Below are 20,266 nucleotides of genomic sequence, written 5' to 3'. Positions count from 1 at the left end.
TGTTCGTCAACTATAAAACTATATTGTTTTTGGGTTGGTATCACATTTGTTTGACTGCTGGTATCTTCAGACAAGATATGGTCCCTGATCTATTTTCCAGTGACCTTCCATTTCAAAAGAATTCCTTCCTCTATCTTTTCAGCATCAAGGAGTTCCATTTTGATGATGTTATCTTCTGTGGATCCTTCTCCATCTACAAATGTAGGTGCGGTCTTTCCACCTATTATGAGGTTCCCTACAAAGGTGTATATCTCATCCACAAGGCCATTGGATATCATTCCCCAGTTGAGGGTCGCTCCGCCTTCTACCATCAGTCGCTTGATGCCATTTTCCCTGAGCTGTCCCATGGCTGCCGGGAGGTCGACCGACTCCTTTCCGGTTATAATGACATCTGCCTTTTTCTTCAGCTCTGCCACTTTATCATGTGGTGCAGACTCTGAAACCAGAATAATGCGTTTTCCCTCTCCTTTTTTGAAGATATCTGCATCAACAGGGGTTCTGGCTTTACTGTCAACGATCACTCTTGCAGGGTTCTCATCAAGTCCGGCTTCAAGTCTTTGTTTTTTAAGCTCGGGGGATTTCACTGTCAGGCTCGGGTCATCTGCCATGACCGTTCCGATCCCGACCATGATCGCATCGGCTCCTGCCCGAAGCTGGTCCATGCGTTTAAAATCAATATTTCCGGAGATCCTGACCTGTTTTCTTTCTTTTGTGGATATCTTACCGTCGGCAGACATCGCTGAATTTATGAATATGAATGGGCGTTCCATTTGGATCACTTGAATAAAAAAAGAGTTGGGGTATTGCCCCACTAGATAGATAATGTTTATTCGCTGTCAATAATAGCTTTCATGAGATTACGGTCACGAAGAAGTCCCAGGAATCTCTGATTTGCATTAACGATAGGTATCTGGTCGATCTTGTTCCTTTTCATCTTAAGGGCACATTCGCTGACACCTGATATGTATGCAGCTTTTACAAGATCTGAGACCATTACGTCCTTTACAGGTATGTCAGGTACTTTGACCCTTGAAACGCTGTAGTAAATGCTCATGGTATCTCTCATGGATTCCCATGTCCATTCATCATCATCTGACCCATTGGACATGTCAGACATTTCCACTGAGTCCTCGATGACACTTGCGCTGATGACATCACGGTCTGTGATTATACCTACGACCTCAAGGTTGCTGTCAATAACAGGAGCTGCTTTGGACCTTGCAAGTTCCATTACCCTTGCTGCAACGTTCAGTGGTGTTTCTGTCCATATAGGTACGACCGTTGGGTTCAGGTACTGTCCAACATGGTCTGTGATCTCCATCTCTGCGATCGCAGCGACAATATCTGCAACGGAGATTATTCCCATAAGCTTGTCATCCTTGACAACTGGTAATCTTCTGATATTGTGCTCCAGCAGTGTCTTTGCAGCGACGGTCATATCCACATCAGGGTCTATTGTCAGTGGATCACGTGTCATAAGGAGTGCGAGCTGTTCTTCCTCAGGGTTGTTAAGAAGGTTGGCCCTGCTGACAACACCCACTACCTTTCCATCTTTTAATACTGGCACTCCTGATACTTTTTTCTCTTTAAGGAGTGTGTGAACTTCATCTCTTGAACCTGGAAGTGTGGCAAATGCAACTTCCTTTCTCATAATGTCTGAGACTTTGATGTTTTTTGGCATGTTATAACTCCTTATTCGTCCTCTTCGGAGTCTCCGCGTACTACCAGTACAGGGACCTTTGAGTTCCTTGTGACCTTCTCTGCTACGCTTCCAAGAAGGAACCTGTCAAGCCCTGTCTTTCCAAGGGTTCCCATTACTATAAGACTGATATTGTTGTTATCCGCGAATTCAATGATCTCATGACTTGGATTTCCTTCGAGGACAACCGTTTCAAAAGGTACACCTGCTTTCTTTGCCAGTTCTTCTACTGACTCTGTTGCGACATTTGCTTCCTTTTCAAGGAGCTCATACATCATTTCCCATCCGGCATCCATTGGAATTGAAGCAAACGCTGCAGTATCAACAACATATCCTGCATACAATTTTGCTCCACTCAGTTTTGCTAGCTCAACACTGTGCTGAACTGCTCTTTCATTCTGTTTGGATCCGTCGGTCGCAATAAATATATTTTTATACAGAGTACTTGTCATAATCCCTCTCCTTTGTGAATATCCCTGTTATATCATTACTGATAGTATGTCATCAGGTCGCCCTCTCCTTACAATTCCACTGATCGGGTCCCTGATGCCTGTGAGATTGTTCGAATTCCCGTTGATGATCATTAATTTAGCCAAATTTCCTTCAAGAATAGAACCTGTTGTGTCAAGTTCTAATATTGTTGCACCCATAAGCGTACACATCATAAATACTTGTCTGTCCTCTATGCCAAAAATTTTGGATAAAAATTCCATCTCAGCAAACATGTTGCCTGAGTTCAGCATTACATTATCCGTTCCAACCGCGACCTTGATCCCCTGATCTAACATTTCAATAACAGGCGCCATCCCAACCCCTGTGATAAAATTAGACCTTGGGCACACTACAATTGGTATGTCCCTGTCAGCAACTTCTCTTAGGTCAGAAGGGTTTGCCTGGGTCATGTGTATTAGTATATCCGGATCAAGTGACAATGCTTTTTCGATATCGCTTCTGTTGTTCTCTCCGGAATGTATTGCAAAGGTCCTGTATTTGTCCTGTGAACATTTCCTTGCTTTTTCTATGAACTCCATGTCAATATCATTTGCACCGCTCATTCCGAGTCCGTCTGCATAATCAAGAAGTTCTGTCAACTCTTTTGAAAGGTCCTTTGTTTCGCTTGAAACAGGTCTTCCAAATATCCGTCCTTCTATCTCTGAGCCTTCAAGTGCTTCTTTTAAGGCAAGTACTCCCTTCATACCTCCTTCTCTGAAGTCTGCAAAGGCACATGTCCCTGTATCATGCATGTCCTGCAAAGATCCCTGCATTGCCTTTACCATATCCTTGTGTGAGGTTCTGTTGAGTATCCTGTGTTTCAGACCATGAGGTGGCTGTACCAGTTGGCTGAGGTCCCTTTTAACATAATGTCCCGAGAGCTCGCCAAGTACCGGGTCCTTAAGGACAGAATCTCCGATGTGTGTATGGGCATTTACAAAACAGGGTGCTATTATGTTGTTGGAATCGGTCCTTTTTTCATGGACCTCTTTGATGATGCCATCCTCTACTACTATATATCCTTCAATGACCTCTGCTTCAGGTCCGTATATTATCTTGCCGGAGATGGTCTGTTCGCATGGCATGGACAAATATACTATGGTTGTTATCGTTTATAAGCACTTATCAAGATCATATAGGAATTAGACCACCATGTGTCGCTATATTTATATGTCTGTCATGTAGTATTGGACATGCGCATTGTTAGGTCCTTGCATGAGAACATGGCAGAGCCTATCTGTGATTGTACAGACAACCTCAATGCGATACACTGGATAGTGCAATAAAGCCTGTCACGAGGGAAACTGGGATGGACAGCGGAGAATCCATAGGGTGATATCCCGGAGTTAGTGCGTCAGACGACAGCATTATCCTACTGCTCATCTATCTATTTCTCATTTTGTCCTATTGATAATTGTTTTTCAGTTGGTGTCCTGTATGTCCTTTGAAGATGCATTGAAAGAGATCGCTGAAGGGGTTATTATTGATATCGAGGTTACTCCCGGTTCAAAGTCCCTTTGCGTTCCAAGTGGTTACAATCTCTGGAGAAAGCGCATTGAGGTACGTTTGTCACAGAATGCCCAGAAAGGCAAGGCCAATGAGCAGCTAATTGCAAGCCTCGCAGATCTATTCGGTCTGAGATCATCTGGTATATCTATTGTCAATGGCATGCATAATTCGAAGAAATCACTTCTTCTTGAGGGTATTGAATACTCTGCTGTGGTGGATATTTTAAAGGAGAAGATGCCGGAGCACTGTGATATATGATCGATGTCCTTGTTGTGTATAATACTTTCACCCTGCTTGCCTTCCATTAATATATTCTTATGAGAATGTAGTATCTGAGGTGAAATACATGGATGAATATTTCGAAAATCTGGTAAACAGAGCGACTTACTTCGAACAGTTTGAAGAATTCGTTCGTTATTACAAGTGAATATTATAAGCCCTGTCGCAACGATCCCCTCCGATCCCCGAATCATTTGCTTTCATTGCGACAGGGCACTGCTTGTAACTAACATTTCTGGTGTATAGCATATTTGATCGCTTATCTGTTTCGATAATGCGTATCCCTCTTGTCTTTTGTTTTGTTTCATTTTTGAAGGTCATACTTTAATCTGATAAACGAATAATATCAGCGGCTATTTTTAAAAGAAGGGTCGGATATTCTCATGCAACGAAAACGACAGTACTCTAAAAGATCATTAAAGGCACCTCTGGAGGTCTATCAGAAAAGGCTGGAGATGGTCGAAGAATTGCTGGACCAATTGCAGGAACTAATAAAACAGGATGCGATCATAGTTGTTGAAGGCAAAAGGGATGTTGCGGCTCTCAATTCTTTAGGTCTTGATGGTGACTTCCGTCTTGCAACCCATCATTCTCTCATTAATTTCTCAGAAGGGCTTGCAGGTACAGGTAGGGATATTGTCATCCTCACTGACTGGGACCGACGCGGGAATCTTCTTGCTTCCAAGCTTGTTGAAAATCTGCATTCACTGGGTACTGATCCTGAAACAAGGATAAGGGACCTGATGGTCTCTCTGGTGCAAAAGGAAATAAAAGATGTTGAAAGTCTTCCTGGTTATGTCAGGAAACTAAGGGAGATAACCAAAGCTAATGATGCAACTGACCTTCTTTAAGGCAGGCTCCATTCTTAATGGTGTTGAGGTTCAAAACTGCGTTCGAATTCAGGGTAAAGCTCTGATTTGTCTATGAGTTCTTCATAGACATCATGCCTTGGACTTACGATCACTACATGGGCTGGTGGATGTATCTTCCTTAGCTTGCTTATGGCGGCACCTGCATTATTGTCAAGTTCCACCAATGCTGCGGAATTGCATCTGGCCCGGAGTGGTACACCTGCGACACTTACCAGAAGATTATCGGCATAAATAGGTTCGATACGTTTCGGTTTTGAAACGAATCTCATTCTACCATAGTGCTCAAGGTCATGTAAGGCTACATTGACCTTATCTGCATTATCGCCCCTGATGACGGCAAAAGATTTAACTCCAATCCCCATTCCAGAAAATCCCCTTATATAATTTTTTCATAATATTATCTCTTCGTCACGTTTTTAGGTTCCCGGACCTAATGTGTCTGGATTTCCTAGCCTATATATATAATTAAAAGTTTTTAGTATTATAAACTTTTCTATAGGGAGAAGTGTATAATATATTTTTTTGTAAATGTTAGTTATTTACCAAGTTCTTTTGAACGATTGGATGATTCGATCACAGCCTTCATGAAAGCTGCCCTTACTCCGCATTCTTCAAGCACACGAATTCCGCGGATGGTGGTTCCTGCAGGTGATGTGACCATATCCTTCAGTTCCCCTGGGTGCATTTCAGTTTCAAGTGCCATCTTTGCCGCACCTATCACTGTCTGGGCTGCAAGGACCATTGCGCTGCTTCTGTCAAGTCCTTCATATACAGCACCGTCAGCCATTGCCTCAATGATAGGGAATATATATGCAGGTCCGCTTCCGGAAAGTCCGGTCACAGCATCCATCAGGTTCTCAGTGACCTGTATGGCACTTCCCACTGAACGGAATATTGCAAGGGCATCCTCAGCATCCTCTTTTGATGCATTTGTTCCCTGTGTGATCGCAGAAGCTGCCTCTGCTACTGTTGCAGCTATGTTAGGCATGACCCTTACGACACGTGTTCCTGCATTGAACTCTTTCTCTATATCCTCCAGTTTGACACCGGCTGCAATAGATATGATAAGCTTTTCTTCGGTCACGTCATCTTTGATAGTGGATATGACCTTTTTGAGTATCTGTGGCTTTACTGCAAGGACTATAATATTGGAATTTGTGACTGTGATCTTGTTGTCCGTTGAAACGTTCACTCCTACACTCTGTTCCAATGCCTCAAGTGAAGGTTCATACAGATCACTTGCATATACGTCAGATGCGGAAAATAGTCCTGCATTGCAGATACCACTGATCAATGCACTGCCCATCTTTCCTGTTCCTATAAATCCCAGTTTTTTGCCTTCAAGACTCATTTTATCACTCTATTATCCTAAATTTGATATTTATTTGCGTTTTATGGTAACAATGTCACCAAGGGTTGTACCTCTGTTCAGGCGATCACCGGTCCATTCATCATCTCCGCTCCTCTCTGTGAGCTTGATATCAAGGGCCTTCTCTATCTTCTGGCGAACATCATCCTCAGGAACGATCTCCTCACGTTCGATCTTCTTGATAAGTGTTGCTTTTTCCTTGATCTTCGAAGCAAGCTGGTCATGTGTCCATTTCTTTCTTTCTCTTGCTTCTTTTATTGCATGTCCGTATTCGTCTACAAGCTCGTCAACTACCATTCCTGGTGTTTTTCTCGGAGGTCTGCGGGTTCCTGTGGTCACAGGTGCACGGCCAACAGGTGCAACCTTTCTTGATACTGGGGTACGCTTTCCAACTGCATTCCCATATTGTGAACAGTTTCCACAAACGGTAAGTTCACTTCCGTCAATACTGACTTTAAAAGAACCGCCTCTTATTTCGGCGCCACATATTTCACACTGCATGGGTCTCAACTCATAAAAAGACTGATCTCTTCTTTACGAAAGGGCTATATACCCTTCGCACTTAAATATTATTCGGAGGCACATGAGCGAAACCAGCGACGAATTTGAACACAGAAGGTATGATTTTACTTCTGTGAACAAGGCAGACTATGATTATGTCGGCTCAGACAGCGAGGAAGATTTTTCCAAATATCTGCTTGATCGTATGAGGCAGCTTGAGTCCCGGAACAATCTTCTGAAAGAACAATGTGACCAGATAGAGTCTGAAAAACGTTTTGTTGAGAGCCAGAAGCTCAAATATGAACGTGAGGTAAGAAGACTGCAGGCAGAGATCGACCGCTTAAAGACCGTTCCTCTTGTAGTGGCAACCATAATGGATGTCATCAGTGAGGAAAAGGTGCTTGTAAGGAGTTCGACAGGTCCGCAGTTCATGGTGAACGTATCACAGTACCTCAATGAGGATTCACTGGTTCCGGGTGTGAAGGTTGCGTTGAACCAGCAGACGCTTGCCATTGTGGAAGTGATCCCAACGACCGAGGATCCGGATGTTTCAGCAATGGAGGTATTGGAGTCCCAGGATGTCAATTACGAGGATATCGGTGGACTGGAACCGCAGATACAGGAACTGATCGAATCCGTTGAATTACCTTTGACAAAACCTGAATCTTTCGAACGCATAGGTATCACTCCGCCAAAAGGAGTTCTTCTTTATGGAGAGCCTGGTACCGGAAAGACCATGCTTGCAAAGGCCGTTGCACACAGGACGGATGCCACATTCATCAGGGTGGTAGGTTCCGAACTGATCCAGAAATATATCGGTGATGGTGCAAAGCTTGTCAGGGAAATGTTCGATATGGCAAGGAAGAAGTCACCAAGTATCGTCTTCATCGATGAACTGGATGCAATAGCTTCAAGGCGCCTGAACGATACGAATGGCGCTGACCGTGAGGTTCAGAGAACTCTCATGCAGTTGCTTGCTGAAATGGATGGTTTTGATAACAGGGGTGACATAAGGATAATTGCAGCTACGAACAGGCTGGATGTTCTTGACCCTGCGATACTGAGGCCCGGAAGGTTTGACAGGATAGTCAATGTACCAATGCCGGATGCAGAGGCTCGTGAGAATATCTTCAGGATACACACTCGCTTCATGTCCGTTGCAGATGACATCGACTACAAGAAACTGGCAAAGCTTACAGAGAGTGCAAGTGGTGCAGACCTCAATGCTATCGCTATGGAGGCCGGTATGCTTGCGGTCAGGTTCGATAAGGATTCTGTGAGCATGGCAGAGTTCCTCGAGTCCGTACAGAAAGTAATGTCAAAAACAGAAAATAAAAAGGAAGTTCTTCCGGAAGGAATGTTCATCTGAACATTTCTGCTGGCAAGTTACTTCATTACCTTTTTTCATATAATTCTTTGTGGGTTCGGTAAGACCATTCCATATCAAAGATGAGATCCGCATCTTAGGGATAGATGATTCTGCGCTTATAACTGATACTATAACAATAGTCGGAGCCTTCTTTCGTGGCGGGCAATGGCTTGATGGCGTCCTTCGTTCTGAGATCACAAGAGATGGCCTGGATGCAACAGATAAGATCGTTGAAATGGTCCTTCGGAGCAAACACTTTCCGCAGATCCGTGCTATTATGCTTGATGGGATCACATATGGCGGTTTCAATCCTGTTGACATCATCCATCTCAACAAAGAGACCGATATTCCGGTGATCGTTCTTATGCGTGACCTGCCAAACTTTGAAAAAATAGAAGATGCCCTTTCTTTTCTTCCAGAGAAAGAAAAAAGGACCGAGATCATAAAGAATGCAGGTCCTATCCATAAAGTTGTAACAAAGGATAGATCAAATCCTGTTTTTATCCAGTGCTGTGGAATTGAACCTGAATTTGCTGCAAAGATAGTAAAAATATCATCTACCAGAAGCAATATTCCTGAGCCACTGAGAGTGGCTCATTTGATCGCTACGGGAATTGTCCTTGGTGAATCAAGGGGTAAGGCCTGATCATTTGGAGCTGTTCACCAGCTCGACACCTTCATTCATCAATTCATCTGCTCTTTCCTTTGTCTTTGATTCTGCAAATATCCTGATGATCGGCTCTGTTCCTGAAGGTCTGATGAGTACCCATCCGTCATCGTACCATATCTTCACTCCATCTCTGGTGTCTACTTCATTGTCCTTTGAGAGAACTACTTCCTTTACCTTCTCCATAGCTCCCGGAAGGTCCTCTATCCTGACCTTTGTCTTCGAATTGAAGTATTCAGGCACGCTTTGTGCAAGCTCGGACAATTTCTGTCCGTTGGCAATGATCTCAAGGAACTTTGCACATGCCATGGCACCGTCACGGCAATACTGATGTTCAGGGAAGATAAGTCCGCCATTGCCCTCTCCGCCAAATACAGCGTCAATTTCCATCATTTTACGTGCAACATTGATGGAACCTACAGCGGTCCAGTTAAGTTCCACGCCCGCTTCCTTTGCAACATCAAGCATACGTGAGGATGAGCTCACAGGTGTGACTATTGGTCCTTTTTTCCTTGCGAGTACATATTTTGCCATCATAGCAAGCTGTATCTCTTCTTCGATGAACTCTCCATTCTCATCAAAGAACACTGCACGGTCGGCATCTCCGTCCTGTGCAACTCCCATATTGGCACCTGACTTCCTGACTATGTCAGCAAGCTCTGTAAGCACATCTGGAGTTGGTTCCGGATTCCTCCATGGGAATGTTCCATCTACCTGTCCATTGATCGTGATGACCTCACATCCAAGTCTCTGGAGAAGGAATGGTAATGTGACAGAACCTGCTCCACATCCTGTATCTACGACAACCTTGAACCTTTTCTCACGGATAAGCTCATGGTCCACGGAATTGATTATGCCGCTGATGTAAAATTCATTGGCATTACTGTCATGGCGCAGGTCTCCTGTTCTCTCCCATGGTGCGGCATTGAATTCCTTGGAATAATATATCTTCTCTATCTCTCTTTCTCCTTCACGTGACATCTCACTGCCATCAGCAGCTATGAGCTTGATACCGTTGTATTCTCTTGGGTTGTGGGATGCAGTAACAACTATTCCTGCATCTGCATATTCTTTCACGTAATACTGCACTGAAGGTGTCGGACATATCCCAACATCTATTACTGTAAGTCCTGCTGAAAGTGCACCTGCGATAGCAGCTGACTTGAGCATCTCTCCTGAAGCCCTTGTATCCCTGCCGATCGCAACAACTCCTGTTGATCCCATGTATGTTCCAAGGCTTCTTGCAACATCGATCGCCAGTTGTGGAGTTATGTATTCGTTCGCTATTCCCCTTACGCCATTAGTTCCAAAAAATGCCATCTATTATCACCGTTATCAAAAGTATTGCATGTATAGGTCAGGATCCTATTTTATTTTTTGTAAGAATATGCTTAATAGGGTATTCTGCATATTATTAACAAATGGTCATTGAAAAACTGGAATTATTGAAAAAAGGGATATCCGAAAAGGAAAGTGTCATCATTGCCTTTTCAGGAGGTGTGGACAGTTCGGTCCTTGCATCCATAGCATCTGATGTCCTTGGAGAAAAGGCGGTCGCTGTAACAATTAAGAACCATTCATTCCCTGAAAGGGAACTGGATTGTGCAAAAAAAGTAGCACAGGAAATTGGAATTGAACACAAGGTAGTCTATCTGGATGAACTGCAGTTCCCTCTGATCACTGAAAATAGTCCCAACAGGTGTTATTATTGTAAAAAGGAGATAATAGGTCTTCTTAATTCCTTAAAGAATGAACTCGGTTTTAATGTTATAATTGAAGGAAGCAACGCTTCTGATTCTGCTGCATACAGGCCGGGTAAAAGAGTTATTGAAGAAGCCGGAGACAAAGTATACTCTCCTTTTCTGGAATTTGATGTAACAAAAGATGAGATCCGTCAGATCGCACGAGAACTTGGCCTGTCGGTTGCAGACAAAACTCCATCTCCGTGTCTTGCATCTCGTTTTCCATATGGTGATGTTCTGACGGAAGAAGGCATTAAAAGGGTTGAGCTGGCAGAGGATCTTCTTATTGGTCTGGGCTTTCAGGAACTAAGGGTAAGGGACCACAAAGGAATTGCACGTATAGAGGTCCCTGTGGACCAGATGTCAACATTGTTGGTTATGAGGGAAACCATTGTCTCATATTTGAAGGAGGCCGGCTTCTCCTATGTTACATTGGACCTGGAAGGTTTCAGAAGTGGTAGTATGGATGAAGTGCTATGATCTCAAATGCGAATGAAGCTATCATTATACGAAAGGCAGAACTTCAGGATGAAGGGGCGATCGAGATCCTGATGTCAACTTATTATCATGATATAGATGGGGTTTCAATAGATGATGTCCTAGTTGCAGTGTCTGGTAACCGGATAGTTGGGGCTGTGTGTCTGGAGGTGGGAAAGATCCCTGAGATCCATTCCATAGCTGTTCATCCCGATCATCGTGAAAAGGGAATTGGCAGCTTGTTGATAGAGGATCTTGTTTCAGGACTTGATGATGACTTTATTTTTACTAGGACCACATCACCTGTCTTTTTTGAAAAGGCAGGCTTTGTTCGCCTGGATGACTCAGAAAAGAAAGAATTGTGGGATGATTGTGCAGACTGCAACAGGTTTAATAACTGTAAGCAATCTGTGTTGCGTCTGGATATAAGGAATAAGATCAGGTGATATGTTTGCTGACATTAGGTATTGTAAATACGTACGACAAGATCAAAGTACTGGATGCTCATTACAGGGCAATAGCAAGGGCTGCACCTATATGTCATGCTTTTGGTTTCTCTCTTGCTCTTTTTGATTTCCCTTTCAAGATGGATGCCGATGAACTGGTAGATTATGTAGCAGATAAGACGACGATCGGTGAATCCGGCAAGTATCTGAAGATGCTTCATGAAAAGCGTCATCTATTCGTTTTCGACCTTCCAAAGAAAGGATTCCAGCCCCAGTTCGGTTCTGTGATCGTGACAACCTCTAAGCCGGAAAAGAAGTTTGCAATGACCCCTGAAACATTCGCGGATGAGATCCTGCACAATAAGTCATTCCTTGTGCTGGTAGGACTTGGACGCAAAGGACTTCCTAAGGACCTTTTCGGTCTTGCGAGATATCATCTTGATATAACATCCCAGGGCGTTTCTCTGGAAACATGTACGGCCATAGGGTGTATACCTTCTTACATAATGGGAATTGTGAATACTAAAAGAGCTGATAAATAGGCAGGGAACTTTATTAAGTATCATATGTATACTTAGTTTCATGCGTCTGAGCATTTTTTATTCAGGGGAGTTTGGCAGGAAGGTTGTTGGGAATCTTGTCAACTCGGATAGCTTCTGTGTATCATGTGGTGACCTTTGTGACCATTGCCGCGAGCCAAGGGCAAGTTTTGCACCCATGATAGTAGGTCTTTTTGAGCTGCGTACCGACCTTCCTGATTTTGTGGAGGACCCTGCAGAATATATTCCCGGGAATCTTCCTCTTACCGACCTTATCATTGCCATAGACCTTCATCCTGATCTGTTGATGTCCGTGCCGGATATTGCAGAGATGACAAATGCAAAGGCTGTTATAATTCCGGTGGATGACTCCCGCCTGGTGCCAGCAGGTCTTACTGAACAGGTAAAAGGCAAACTTGAGGCAAATGATGTTGAATGTGAATGTCCCAAACCCTTCTGTTCTCTGGATCTCACCGGAAAACCTGTGATCGATGAATTCGTAGGGATGGGATTCGGACGTCCATTGTTGAAGATCGCGACCGACCTCGTGAATGGTATATTCACTCATGTTGAGGTGCTGAGGGATGCTCCCTGCGGTGCAACATGGTTCGTCGCTAAAAAATTGAAGTGGTCTGATATTAAGGACTACAAAGAGACTATTTCCAGTGCTCATCATTCATATCCATGTACTGCAAGTATGGAAAAGGATACCCAAATAGGCGATACCATTCTTCATGAGGCCGGATATATCATCCGAAAAAGCGTAGAAGATGCAATGGAAAAGAACTAGTTTTAAAAAAGAAAGTTCAAAGGAGTAAATTTACTCCTTTCTGCGCTGGAAGAAGAATGCAAGTCCGATTATTGCTGCTACTGGAAGTGCAATTAGTGGGAATTCGGGAATTTCCGTGATACCACCATTACCATCTTCACAATAGTGGGATATCTTCAGATCCGCATTCGAATCCATAAATCCGTCGAATTCCAAGCTTGCATTTAGCTTAACTTCAGTCCAATTGTAATATTTCGTGTAGAAATCTACATTATTGCCCTGGATCCCATCTGGGCTTACCCACTCTACCAATACATCATCTACATAGATCGTAAGGTTGTAGTTACTGGCAGCAGGGTCGTGCCCGGTGGCAACCCAATGGATTCCTGCATCGCCGCCGAATTTAGGATCGTCACATTCCTGAGTACTGTCTGTACCTTTTACTCCATCCCATTCCAGGGGCGAAAGCGTAGCAGCTGTTGCTGCTGCTGCCACTTGCATAAGTGCCAGCATCATTACAAGTGTTATTATCACTACTCTTTTCATTCTATGTACCACCTACTTTGTATACTAGATACCTTTTAGTTACTTTTTATTCTGTCATCCTTATTCATATACTTTCCTCATAAATCAAAAATGTCATTATACTCATCATTATGAGGGTGTGTTTCTCTCAATGTATTTGTCAATAGAAGCTATCAGTATTTTATTATTGTTCAACATATATTTCAATCTCTTATGCTTATGGCTGTATTATGGGTAACAAGGTTTCCATCGTAAAATGTGATGACTATTCAGATGTTTACAAGTGCATTACAGAGTCCCTTTCTCTCATTGGTGGTCTGGGATCAGTGATATCCGCAGGTGACCATGTCCTGCTAAAACCCAATGTCCTTGCCGCCCGAAAACCCGAAGAAGCCGTAACAACTCATCCCTCCATCGTTGCTGCAATGTGTGAACTGGTCAAAGAAGCTGGAGGTAGCCCTATTATCGGTGATGGTGCAGGTATGACCCATCCCGGAGCGACAGCAGATGCATTTGAAACATCGGGGATCAGTGCAGTTGCCAGGGAATGTGGTGCAGAACTGGTCAATTTCCAGACTGCTGGTTTTGAAGAGGTGGATGTTCCCAAAGCTCTTCATTTCCCACGGCTTTTTGTCTCAAAAGCAGTTATTGATGCTGATGTGATAATTTCCCTTCCCAAACTCAAGACCCATGAGCTCAGCTATTACACAGGTGCTGTGAAGAACATGTTTGGTGCCCTGCCTCTTCGGACCCGCAAGGAGATTCATCTGCTTGCAAAAAGGCAACTGTTCGGCGAGGCTGTAGTTGATCTTTATTCAGTTGTCAAACCTCATCTTGCAGTCATGGATGGGGTTGTTGGCATGGAAGGTAATGGTCCGTCCCATGGCACACCTGTTAACACAGGAGTGATACTGGCAAGTTATGACTGTGTATCCCTTGATGTGGTTGCTTCAGAGCTCATTGGTTTCGATCCGATGGTAATTCCGACTACAAGTGCTGCAATTGAAAGGGGTCTTGGTTCAAAGGATCCGGTGATAGTTGGTACATTACTGGATGAAGTGAAAATGAAATATAAACCTTCATCCGGTGGCGTAACATCCACATTTCCACCTTCCATCACTCGTATGTTTGGCAGGTACTTTGAAATGCGTCCAAAGATAGATACTTCCAGATGTGTCCTTTGTGGTGCATGTGCCATGAACTGTTCAGTTCATGCTATAGGAGAAGTGGGAACGCATCTTGAGATCGACAGGGATAAATGCATCATGTGCTATTGCTGTCGTGAGCTCTGTCCTGAAGATGCAGTAGACATAGACATGTCATTGCTGGCAAAAATAATAATATCTGCTAGAAGATGATTTTTAAAAGAAAAAGGAAAAAAGAAATAAATGGTGTACCAGCTTACAGCTGGCATACCTCGCTCTTGCGGAGCCAGTCGATATCTGAGTGGTATAACTGACGCAGGTCCTTGAGTCCCAGTTTAAGCATTGCAAGACGGCTGACGCCAAGTCCCCATGCAAGTACTGGGTATTTGATTCCAAGTGGCGCAGTGACTTCTTTTCTAAATACTCCTGCTCCGCCGAGTTCGACCCAACCAAGTCCGTCCACATAAACTTCCGGTTCTACACTTGGTTCTGTATATGGGAAATATCCTGGTCTGAAACGTACATCTTCGAATCCCATTCTGTGATAGAACTCAGAAAGGCATCCCAGGAGGTTTGAGAATGACATATCCTTGTCCATTACGACACCTTCGAGCTGTTCGAACTCTGGTGTGTGAGTGGGGTCAATGGTCTCTCTGCGGTAAGCCCTGTCAATAGAGAATGCCTTGACCGGAGCTTCAGGGTTGTCTGCAAGATATTTTATTGTCAGTGCTGTGGTATGTGTCCTCAGTACATTCTTGCAGGCGATCTCTTCACTCCATTTACTTCCCCATCCGGTGGATTCGGTCTCGCCTCCGTGTTCGTGCATAGCACATACGTTGTCCTTGTATTCCACTGGCAGATCAGATGTGGTTGAAAGGTGGAATGTGTCCTGCATCTCTCTTGCAGGGTGATCCTGTGGCTGGAACAATGAATCGAAGTTCCAGAATGAGCTTTGTACTGCTTCGCCCTTGATCTCAGTGAATCCCATGTCAAGGAAAATACGTCTCATCTCATCGATCAGGCGCTGGTATGGGTGGATCTTTGCTCCATATATTGGCTTTGGAACAGTGTGGATATTGTATGGTCTGAACTTCTTTTCCTTCCATTCTCCACTCTTCAGGAGTTCGGAAGTTACCTGTGCGACTTCCTCTTCCACAGTAATTCCTGCTGCAACGAGACCCTTACCTTCTGCTGTGATCACTATTTTCCTCTGCTTGTCCTCCGTCTTGGCTACAAGCTTTCTTTTGATCAGGTCGTTGATGACATTCTTATCCGCTCCAAGTTCCTCAAATGTCTTCTGCTCTCCGGAAAACGCTTCAAGTACGATCTCATCTGAACCTTTTTCAGCATTGCCGGTTGGAACTATCATTCCTTTCTCAATGCCTGCCCATCCTTTGCGGCGCAGCCATCCAGTTGCAATGCCTGCTACTGCCGGATTGAACTTCTCCTTGAGTTCGTCCATAGGAGTTGGGCCTGAGATAGAGTCGATGATCTGTCTTTCAGGAAGGCCCTCTTCTGCGTATTTCTTGCCTTCCTTTGTAAGTTCGAATATCTCAGTTACAGTTTCCTCTACTTTTGTAAGTCCTTTCTCTTCAAGCAGAAAAGCAGCCTGCATTGCAGTTTCCATTTTCATTTCTACTTTGTCAGCCAGCTCTTTTGGGCTTGCATCATTTAATGTTTCCAATGCGATGAGTGCATTCTTCTCATTGGATGTAAGGTTGTATTGGGAGCTCATGATCACACCTGTTATTGCCTGTGTTATTGATACTTATAATCCGTATTCATCAAGTCTGTCCTTTGCCACTTCACGCAGTTCCTGATGTTCTTTGAGGAACTTTTCTGTCCTTTCAGCTGCAAGAGCCTTACAGTTACCGCACATTCTGGTTCCTTCACGACATTCAGTGTATATCTGTGCCAGTTCCTCGTCGTCATCTATCAGGTGGAAAAGGAACATCTCATAGACAGAGCAGTTTTCTGGTTCACCGCCAAGCTTCTTCTGTTCCTCAAGTGTCATCCTGCCGCCGGTCTTTGCTCTCTTGACCTTCTTTGCAGCACCCTTTGTTTCCTCTGTGAGCGATATATAGCTGTCAGGTACACTGCTTGACATCTTTCCGCCCTGCAGTCCTGACATGAATCGATGATATGTAGATGATGGTGGTACGAATGCGTATCCTCCAAATTCCAGTTCAACATCCCTTACGGTCTTTAAAAGCATTTCAAAGTTATCCGCACTGAATACATCAACATGCCCTTCAAAGAGCTTTGTCTTTCCAGGGATGCGCTGGCTTAATTCCTTCATTGCTTCTTCAGGTGCACCCTTGCTGCGGACACTGAAGTATTTGTTGCCGCTCTTGTCTTCCCTGCCTTCGATCTTGAACATGTTCATCTTGTGTCCAAGTCCTCTTGTCAGACGTATGTGTGGGTCCTGATCAGCGCCGGCAGGTACAACAGTTGGTTTTGGTCCGCCGTACTCCTCAAGTTGTGGGTGAAGTATGTCCGCACTCTGGGTCACTGCACTGAGCATGTGTGCGACATTGGTCTCACCTGTGAACCCATAGATCGCGCTGAGCTCTGAGTAATTTGCCTTTGCTGCAAGTTCGAATGCAAGGTCCTTCACCTGCTCAGAGCCTGACTGGAAGTAGATATGTCCATCAGGTTCGAGACCCAGTGCAATTAGAGATATTATGTATTCATTTATTCCGATGTCCCTGCATCTTTCCCAGGACATCCCTCTGACGGAATGCGCCTCACGGTCTGCAATACCCACAAAAGCATCGCCACCCTGCTGCTGATGCCAGATGATCTCTTCCATAACCATCTTATGTCCGAGATGGATCTTTCCGGATGGCATGAACCCGCTCATTACTGAGAACGGTTTGTTGTTCTTCATTGCATCGGTGATGAGGTCATAGCTACGATGTCCGAAGATTATCTTACGGTTCATGAACTTGTGAGGATCCTCTATTTCCCGGACCATATCATCAAATGGCAGTATTCCGAATTCATCGAATAATTTGGAATAATCATCAATGTTCAATGCGCTCCAGGGGTCGATCTTCATGTTCATATATTGCCTCTTGATCAAATTAAGTTAATATTCATGCCTTTTTTAAATTAATACCTGCACATGAAATTGTTAGTAAAAATACCTAGTGATATGTAAATGTTCTTATCAGGAAAATTGGATGGTTGGCCATTCATCTGTACAAAATAAATCAAATAAGCATTAAATATTTGTAATATTGCCCCGATTTTTATGGTAGGTATTTGCGATGAATATAATATTTTTGCTGGCAGCAGTTTTCTTTCTGATAATTGGATCTTACAATCTATATCGTACACGTAGGGATCATGAAAGCTATCTTCCTGTGATTGTTTCTTTCCTGATACTCATGTCATTTACTGCAATGTATTTCAGTCCTCTATTGGGTATTTTATGTTTAATGGTGTCATTTCTGTTTGCCATCAGTAAAAGAAAGAATATCCTTCTGTTCCAGGAACAAAGAATGATGGCTAGTTTTAATAAAAATGACTATTCAAAAGAGCTGAAGATCAAAGAGATCCTTGTTGGTAATAAATTATGGGGAAAACTGGCTCTGGAATACGGTGCAAAAAAAGCAGCACTAATATACTCATTATGGTTGAGCGGCTCTATATTTTTCATTCTGTATCTTATGCGCACAATGGATACTTTCATTAAGCCGGATATGGGTTTTATAGTGTTCTTTTGCGGAACCTATCTAATGATGTCTTATTACCAGATGCATGGCTATTTCAGGAAATTCCTGGCAATGAAAGAGTCCATTTCAGAAAAAACAAGTTGATAAACTGAATTATACTTCGAGTTTATCGATATCATAAGGCTTTGATGCATCTTCAGGTATCTTGTCAACAAGCTGGAGATACTCAGTTTCCTGCATAAGGCATCTGCTTCTCTGACCTCTGAAATGTTTGTCCTTGCGGATCTTTGTCCAGATATCCTTTACGGAACTTTCCTGTATGTTCCCATAGTGGAAAGGAATGTAACAGCATGGTTTTACAAGACCATCAACGCAGACATTCAGCCAGCGCTGTCCTGCCATACATCCAAGCATCTCTCCCTCAAAGTACGTGTTGGCAAATATACGTGGTCCACCTTTGGTTGAATTGATGCGGTGGTACATTTCCAGTACTTTCTTCCTGTCATCATCGCTGATGATCGCATCACCCTTTTTCTTGGGAACTGACTCCCAGAGTGAGAACTCGTGTACTCCTATCTCTTTTGCAAGTTCGTACATTGCAGGCAGTTCATCGATGTTCTTTGGTGACACGTGGGTTGTCATTGTAACAAGTAATCCTGCATCTAATCCCATCTTCATGGCATTGGTAGCCATTTCATAGGCGCCATCAAGACGACGTACAGCATCATGCTTTTCAGGTTCAGTTGAGTAAACGCTGATAAGGAGATTATGAAGTCCTGCTTCCTTGAGACGTCTTGCATTCTCAGGTGTCATCTCAGTGCCCGGGGTGTACATATTGACAATTGCGCGTTCCTTGTCCACATAATCGATGAGCTCGTAGATATCCTCACGGAGCATAGGATCGCCTTCGGTGAATACGATCACCATTGCACCCATGTCAAGTACATCATCGATAGCTCTCTTAACGGTGTCAATATCAAGGTCTCCTTCTCCTCCACTGACAACACAGTGCTCACAATCACACTTGCAGTTGCGTGTGATCTCAAAGGAAACAGTTTCCGGGATGTATCTTCCAAGTGCTATCTGTGTTTCTGCAAGGAGCAACCTGTTGAAAGCCTTACTTGGGATCGGTGGCAGCCATGTTGACGCTATGACCTTATCCTCATCTACAAAGGCAGGTTTTTCCTCTTTCAACCTTTCATTGATCCTTTTCAAAAAAGGGGCACATGCTTTTCGTAAAGGTCCATGCGCCTTCAAGTGGACAAAATCGGCTTTTTTGTCCATTTTGATCGAGAGTCCGGGTATTGAAACCAATGTAATGTCTTTGTTATCTGAATCTTTTTTATCGGATTTCATTTACTCTTCCCCAGGGATTGTACACCTATCGAGGGAGAATACATCAGCTTCCTTACCTATAACAGATTCGGATGAATAGACAATTATGCCTTTGTCGGCTATTATGTATGGACGAAGCACTTCATCATGCTTTACGCCTCTCATTTTCAGTATCTCAAGGGATCTGATCCTTTCTCCGCCAATCCTGTTGACCTTAAGGCAGATAACTCCTTCGGCAAGGTATTCCTCAACACTGAAATTCTCAGGATCCTTGTTGATCTCACTGGTGATGAGAGTAGTGCAGTCAAAGCTTTCAACGTTCTTGATGAACTCGAGTATTATATGTCTTACATGTACCGGATCGGAAGATATCTTCAGGGATGTCAGTGAATCAATGAAAAGACGCTTTGCATCTATTTCCCTGACACTTGCATAGATCTGCTTCAGCACTGTCTCAAGAGTGGCATTCTCATGGTCCCCTACCTTTTCAGGCTCCATTGTCTTCTTGATGTAACGGTCATATGCAATTGGGTCAGCCCTTATTACGCGAAGCTTGTCCTCTTTGATGAGACGTTCCATGTCCCATCCATGTCTCCACATATTTCTCATGATCCGGGCAGGTGTCTCTTCAAATGTGACGTAGACTCCCGGTTCATCATGGTTCATAATTCCTGCATACAGGTACTGCGATCCAAAAGTTGATTTTCCTGCACCGGGCCCTCCGGTAAGGAGAATTACATCATTCTCAATGAACCCACCTTCTATAAGCTCATCAAATCCTGGTATTCCTGTAGGTACTCGTGCCATATCTTTCCTCGAGCGATTAATTTCGAGTTTTTAATATAAATACG

The 20,266-nt window shown here is 43.7% G+C and carries 23 protein-coding genes; 10 read left to right on the top strand and 13 right to left on the bottom strand.

The window, feature by feature from the left end; all coding sequences use genetic code 11:
- Positions 1 to 89: 89 nt before the first annotated feature.
- Genes BM008_RS06175 through BM008_RS06160 form a run of 4 tightly spaced genes read right to left on the bottom strand, consistent with a single transcriptional unit; the run spans position 90 to position 3,276 of the window.
- Positions 90 to 770, bottom strand: coding sequence for a 2,5-diamino-6-(ribosylamino)-4(3H)-pyrimidinone 5'-phosphate reductase (locus tag BM008_RS06175; RefSeq protein ID WP_091934861.1), 681 nt, complete (start codon positions 768 to 770; stop codon positions 90 to 92).
- Between the two features lie 56 nt (positions 771 to 826).
- Positions 827 to 1,681 carry a CBS domain-containing protein gene (locus BM008_RS06170; RefSeq protein ID WP_091934858.1) on the bottom strand — a complete coding sequence of 285 codons (855 nt, stop codon included), beginning with the start codon at positions 1,679 to 1,681 and terminating at the stop codon, positions 827 to 829.
- A gap of 11 nt (positions 1,682 to 1,692) precedes the next feature.
- Positions 1,693 to 2,151: a universal stress protein gene (locus tag BM008_RS06165; protein WP_091934855.1), complete on the bottom strand. Its 459-nt coding sequence runs from the start codon at positions 2,149 to 2,151 to the stop codon at positions 1,693 to 1,695.
- Positions 2,152 to 2,178: 27 nt separating this feature from the next.
- Positions 2,179 to 3,276 (bottom strand): amidohydrolase family protein, encoded by a 1,098-nt coding sequence (locus tag BM008_RS06160; RefSeq protein ID WP_091934852.1) that lies wholly within the window; start codon positions 3,274 to 3,276, stop codon positions 2,179 to 2,181.
- A gap of 352 nt (positions 3,277 to 3,628) precedes the next feature.
- Between BM008_RS06160 and BM008_RS06155 the strand changes: the two genes are divergently transcribed.
- The gene (locus BM008_RS06155) at positions 3,629 to 3,958 is read left to right on the top strand and encodes a DUF167 domain-containing protein (protein WP_394328914.1); all 330 of its coding nucleotides are present in this window, start codon (positions 3,629 to 3,631) and stop codon (positions 3,956 to 3,958) included.
- 404 nt (positions 3,959 to 4,362) lie between these two features.
- Entirely contained in the window at positions 4,363 to 4,830 is a 468-nt protein-coding gene (locus BM008_RS06145; protein ID WP_091934843.1) for a toprim domain-containing protein, read from the top strand.
- A gap of 14 nt (positions 4,831 to 4,844) precedes the next feature.
- On the opposite strand, the gene BM008_RS06140 is transcribed toward BM008_RS06145, so the two are convergent.
- The 3 genes from BM008_RS06140 to BM008_RS06130 form a co-directional block, all read right to left on the bottom strand.
- On the bottom strand, positions 4,845 to 5,213 hold the full coding sequence (locus BM008_RS06140) for a DUF356 domain-containing protein (RefSeq protein ID WP_091934840.1): 369 nt from the start codon (positions 5,211 to 5,213) through the stop codon (positions 4,845 to 4,847).
- A 173-nt stretch (positions 5,214 to 5,386) separates the two neighbouring features.
- Entirely contained in the window at positions 5,387 to 6,202 is an 816-nt protein-coding gene (gene proC, locus BM008_RS06135; RefSeq protein WP_091934837.1) for a pyrroline-5-carboxylate reductase, read from the bottom strand.
- A 30-nt stretch (positions 6,203 to 6,232) separates the two neighbouring features.
- Positions 6,233 to 6,721 carry a multiprotein bridging factor aMBF1 gene (locus BM008_RS06130; RefSeq protein WP_091934835.1) on the bottom strand — a complete coding sequence of 163 codons (489 nt, stop codon included), beginning with the start codon at positions 6,719 to 6,721 and terminating at the stop codon, positions 6,233 to 6,235.
- 82 nt (positions 6,722 to 6,803) lie between these two features.
- Between BM008_RS06130 and BM008_RS06125 the strand changes: the two genes are divergently transcribed.
- Positions 6,804 to 8,090, top strand: coding sequence for a proteasome-activating nucleotidase (locus BM008_RS06125; protein WP_091934832.1), 1,287 nt, complete (start codon positions 6,804 to 6,806; stop codon positions 8,088 to 8,090).
- A 49-nt stretch (positions 8,091 to 8,139) separates the two neighbouring features.
- Positions 8,140 to 8,736: an endonuclease dU gene (locus BM008_RS06120; protein WP_091934830.1), complete on the top strand. Its 597-nt coding sequence runs from the start codon at positions 8,140 to 8,142 to the stop codon at positions 8,734 to 8,736.
- On the opposite strand, the gene glmM is transcribed toward BM008_RS06120, so the two are convergent.
- Positions 8,737 to 10,077 (bottom strand): phosphoglucosamine mutase, encoded by a 1,341-nt coding sequence (glmM, locus tag BM008_RS06115; RefSeq protein WP_091934827.1) that lies wholly within the window; start codon positions 10,075 to 10,077, stop codon positions 8,737 to 8,739.
- A gap of 101 nt (positions 10,078 to 10,178) precedes the next feature.
- Between glmM and larE the strand changes: the two genes are divergently transcribed.
- The 4 genes from larE to BM008_RS06095 are packed head-to-tail and all read left to right on the top strand — an operon-like array spanning position 10,179 to position 12,751.
- Complete coding sequence (gene larE / locus BM008_RS06110; protein ID WP_091934825.1) at positions 10,179 to 10,979, top strand: ATP-dependent sacrificial sulfur transferase LarE; 801 nt, start codon at positions 10,179 to 10,181, stop codon at positions 10,977 to 10,979.
- Positions 10,976 to 11,422, top strand: coding sequence for a GNAT family N-acetyltransferase (locus BM008_RS06105; RefSeq protein ID WP_091934823.1), 447 nt, complete (start codon positions 10,976 to 10,978; stop codon positions 11,420 to 11,422). The genes larE and BM008_RS06105 overlap by 4 nt, the downstream gene beginning before the upstream one ends.
- A 5-nt stretch (positions 11,423 to 11,427) precedes the next feature.
- Positions 11,428 to 11,964: a DUF531 domain-containing protein gene (locus BM008_RS06100; RefSeq protein WP_091934820.1), complete on the top strand. Its 537-nt coding sequence runs from the start codon at positions 11,428 to 11,430 to the stop codon at positions 11,962 to 11,964.
- A gap of 40 nt (positions 11,965 to 12,004) precedes the next feature.
- Positions 12,005 to 12,751 (top strand): DUF166 domain-containing protein, encoded by a 747-nt coding sequence (locus BM008_RS06095; RefSeq protein WP_091934817.1) that lies wholly within the window; start codon positions 12,005 to 12,007, stop codon positions 12,749 to 12,751.
- Positions 12,752 to 12,781: 30 nt separating this feature from the next.
- Here BM008_RS06095 and BM008_RS15100 read toward each other — a convergent pair whose 3' ends face one another.
- On the bottom strand, positions 12,782 to 13,276 hold the full coding sequence (locus BM008_RS15100; RefSeq protein ID WP_091934815.1) for a PEF-CTERM sorting domain-containing protein: 495 nt from the start codon (positions 13,274 to 13,276) through the stop codon (positions 12,782 to 12,784).
- A gap of 209 nt (positions 13,277 to 13,485) precedes the next feature.
- Between BM008_RS15100 and BM008_RS06085 the strand changes: the two genes are divergently transcribed.
- Complete coding sequence (locus BM008_RS06085) at positions 13,486 to 14,613, top strand: DUF362 domain-containing protein (protein ID WP_091934812.1); 1,128 nt, start codon at positions 13,486 to 13,488, stop codon at positions 14,611 to 14,613.
- Between the two features lie 43 nt (positions 14,614 to 14,656).
- Here BM008_RS06085 and pheS read toward each other — a convergent pair whose 3' ends face one another.
- Together pheS and BM008_RS06075 are read right to left on the bottom strand one after the other, a co-directional pair.
- Positions 14,657 to 16,135 (bottom strand): phenylalanine--tRNA ligase subunit alpha, encoded by a 1,479-nt coding sequence (gene pheS, locus BM008_RS06080; protein ID WP_091934809.1) that lies wholly within the window; start codon positions 16,133 to 16,135, stop codon positions 14,657 to 14,659.
- A gap of 33 nt (positions 16,136 to 16,168) precedes the next feature.
- Positions 16,169 to 17,467 carry a tryptophan--tRNA ligase gene (locus tag BM008_RS06075; protein ID WP_091934806.1) on the bottom strand — a complete coding sequence of 433 codons (1,299 nt, stop codon included), beginning with the start codon at positions 17,465 to 17,467 and terminating at the stop codon, positions 16,169 to 16,171.
- Between the two features lie 376 nt (positions 17,468 to 17,843).
- On the opposite strand from BM008_RS06075, the gene BM008_RS06070 reads away from it, so the two are divergent.
- Complete coding sequence (locus tag BM008_RS06070; RefSeq protein WP_143072295.1) at positions 17,844 to 18,224, top strand: hypothetical protein; 381 nt, start codon at positions 17,844 to 17,846, stop codon at positions 18,222 to 18,224.
- Positions 18,225 to 18,233: 9 nt separating this feature from the next.
- Here BM008_RS06070 and BM008_RS06065 read toward each other — a convergent pair whose 3' ends face one another.
- A complete protein-coding gene (locus tag BM008_RS06065) occupies positions 18,234 to 19,436 on the bottom strand; it encodes a radical SAM/SPASM domain-containing protein (RefSeq protein WP_177187989.1) in 1,203 nt (400 codons plus the stop codon).
- On the bottom strand, positions 19,437 to 20,222 hold the full coding sequence (locus tag BM008_RS06060; RefSeq protein ID WP_091934801.1) for an RAD55 family ATPase: 786 nt from the start codon (positions 20,220 to 20,222) through the stop codon (positions 19,437 to 19,439).
- Positions 20,223 to 20,266: the final 44 nt, after the last annotated feature.

This window comes from Methanolobus profundi (assembly GCF_900114835.1).
Classification (GTDB): Archaea; Halobacteriota; Methanosarcinia; order Methanosarcinales; family Methanosarcinaceae; genus Methanolobus; species Methanolobus profundi.
The sequence above is the reverse complement of the archived record's forward strand: the minus strand, read 5'-3'. Positions and strand labels throughout refer to the sequence as shown.

Excerpts from the sequence above, each read along its gene's own strand:
- proC (WP_091934837.1), bottom strand. The coding sequence starts at position 6,202 with ATGAGTCTTGAAGGCAAAAAACTGGGATTTATAGGAACAGGAAAGATG.
- glmM (WP_091934827.1), bottom strand. The coding sequence starts at position 10,077 with ATGGCATTTTTTGGAACTAATGGCGTAAGGGGAATAGCGAACGAATAC.
- BM008_RS06095 (WP_091934817.1), top strand. The coding sequence starts at position 12,005 with ATGCGTCTGAGCATTTTTTATTCAGGGGAGTTTGGCAGGAAGGTTGTT.
- pheS (WP_091934809.1), bottom strand. The coding sequence starts at position 16,135 with ATGAGCTCCCAATACAACCTTACATCCAATGAGAAGAATGCACTCATC.
- BM008_RS06155 (WP_394328914.1), top strand. The coding sequence starts at position 3,629 with ATGTCCTTTGAAGATGCATTGAAAGAGATCGCTGAAGGGGTTATTATT.
- BM008_RS15100 (WP_091934815.1), bottom strand. The coding sequence starts at position 13,276 with ATGAAAAGAGTAGTGATAATAACACTTGTAATGATGCTGGCACTTATG.
- BM008_RS06165 (WP_091934855.1), bottom strand. The coding sequence starts at position 2,151 with ATGACAAGTACTCTGTATAAAAATATATTTATTGCGACCGACGGATCC.
- BM008_RS06085 (WP_091934812.1), top strand. The coding sequence starts at position 13,486 with ATGGGTAACAAGGTTTCCATCGTAAAATGTGATGACTATTCAGATGTT.
- BM008_RS06170 (WP_091934858.1), bottom strand. The coding sequence starts at position 1,681 with ATGCCAAAAAACATCAAAGTCTCAGACATTATGAGAAAGGAAGTTGCA.
- BM008_RS06065 (WP_177187989.1), bottom strand. The coding sequence starts at position 19,436 with ATGAAATCCGATAAAAAAGATTCAGATAACAAAGACATTACATTGGTT.
- BM008_RS06060 (WP_091934801.1), bottom strand. The coding sequence starts at position 20,222 with ATGGCACGAGTACCTACAGGAATACCAGGATTTGATGAGCTTATAGAA.
- BM008_RS06075 (WP_091934806.1), bottom strand. The coding sequence starts at position 17,467 with ATGAACATGAAGATCGACCCCTGGAGCGCATTGAACATTGATGATTAT.
- BM008_RS06175 (WP_091934861.1), bottom strand. The coding sequence starts at position 770 with ATGGAACGCCCATTCATATTCATAAATTCAGCGATGTCTGCCGACGGT.
- BM008_RS06140 (WP_091934840.1), bottom strand. The coding sequence starts at position 5,213 with ATGGGGATTGGAGTTAAATCTTTTGCCGTCATCAGGGGCGATAATGCA.
- BM008_RS06130 (WP_091934835.1), bottom strand. The coding sequence starts at position 6,721 with ATGCAGTGTGAAATATGTGGCGCCGAAATAAGAGGCGGTTCTTTTAAA.
- larE (WP_091934825.1), top strand. The coding sequence starts at position 10,179 with ATGGTCATTGAAAAACTGGAATTATTGAAAAAAGGGATATCCGAAAAG.
- BM008_RS06070 (WP_143072295.1), top strand. The coding sequence starts at position 17,844 with ATGGTGTCATTTCTGTTTGCCATCAGTAAAAGAAAGAATATCCTTCTG.
- BM008_RS06145 (WP_091934843.1), top strand. The coding sequence starts at position 4,363 with ATGCAACGAAAACGACAGTACTCTAAAAGATCATTAAAGGCACCTCTG.
- BM008_RS06160 (WP_091934852.1), bottom strand. The coding sequence starts at position 3,276 with ATGCCATGCGAACAGACCATCTCCGGCAAGATAATATACGGACCTGAA.
- BM008_RS06125 (WP_091934832.1), top strand. The coding sequence starts at position 6,804 with ATGAGCGAAACCAGCGACGAATTTGAACACAGAAGGTATGATTTTACT.
- BM008_RS06105 (WP_091934823.1), top strand. The coding sequence starts at position 10,976 with ATGATCTCAAATGCGAATGAAGCTATCATTATACGAAAGGCAGAACTT.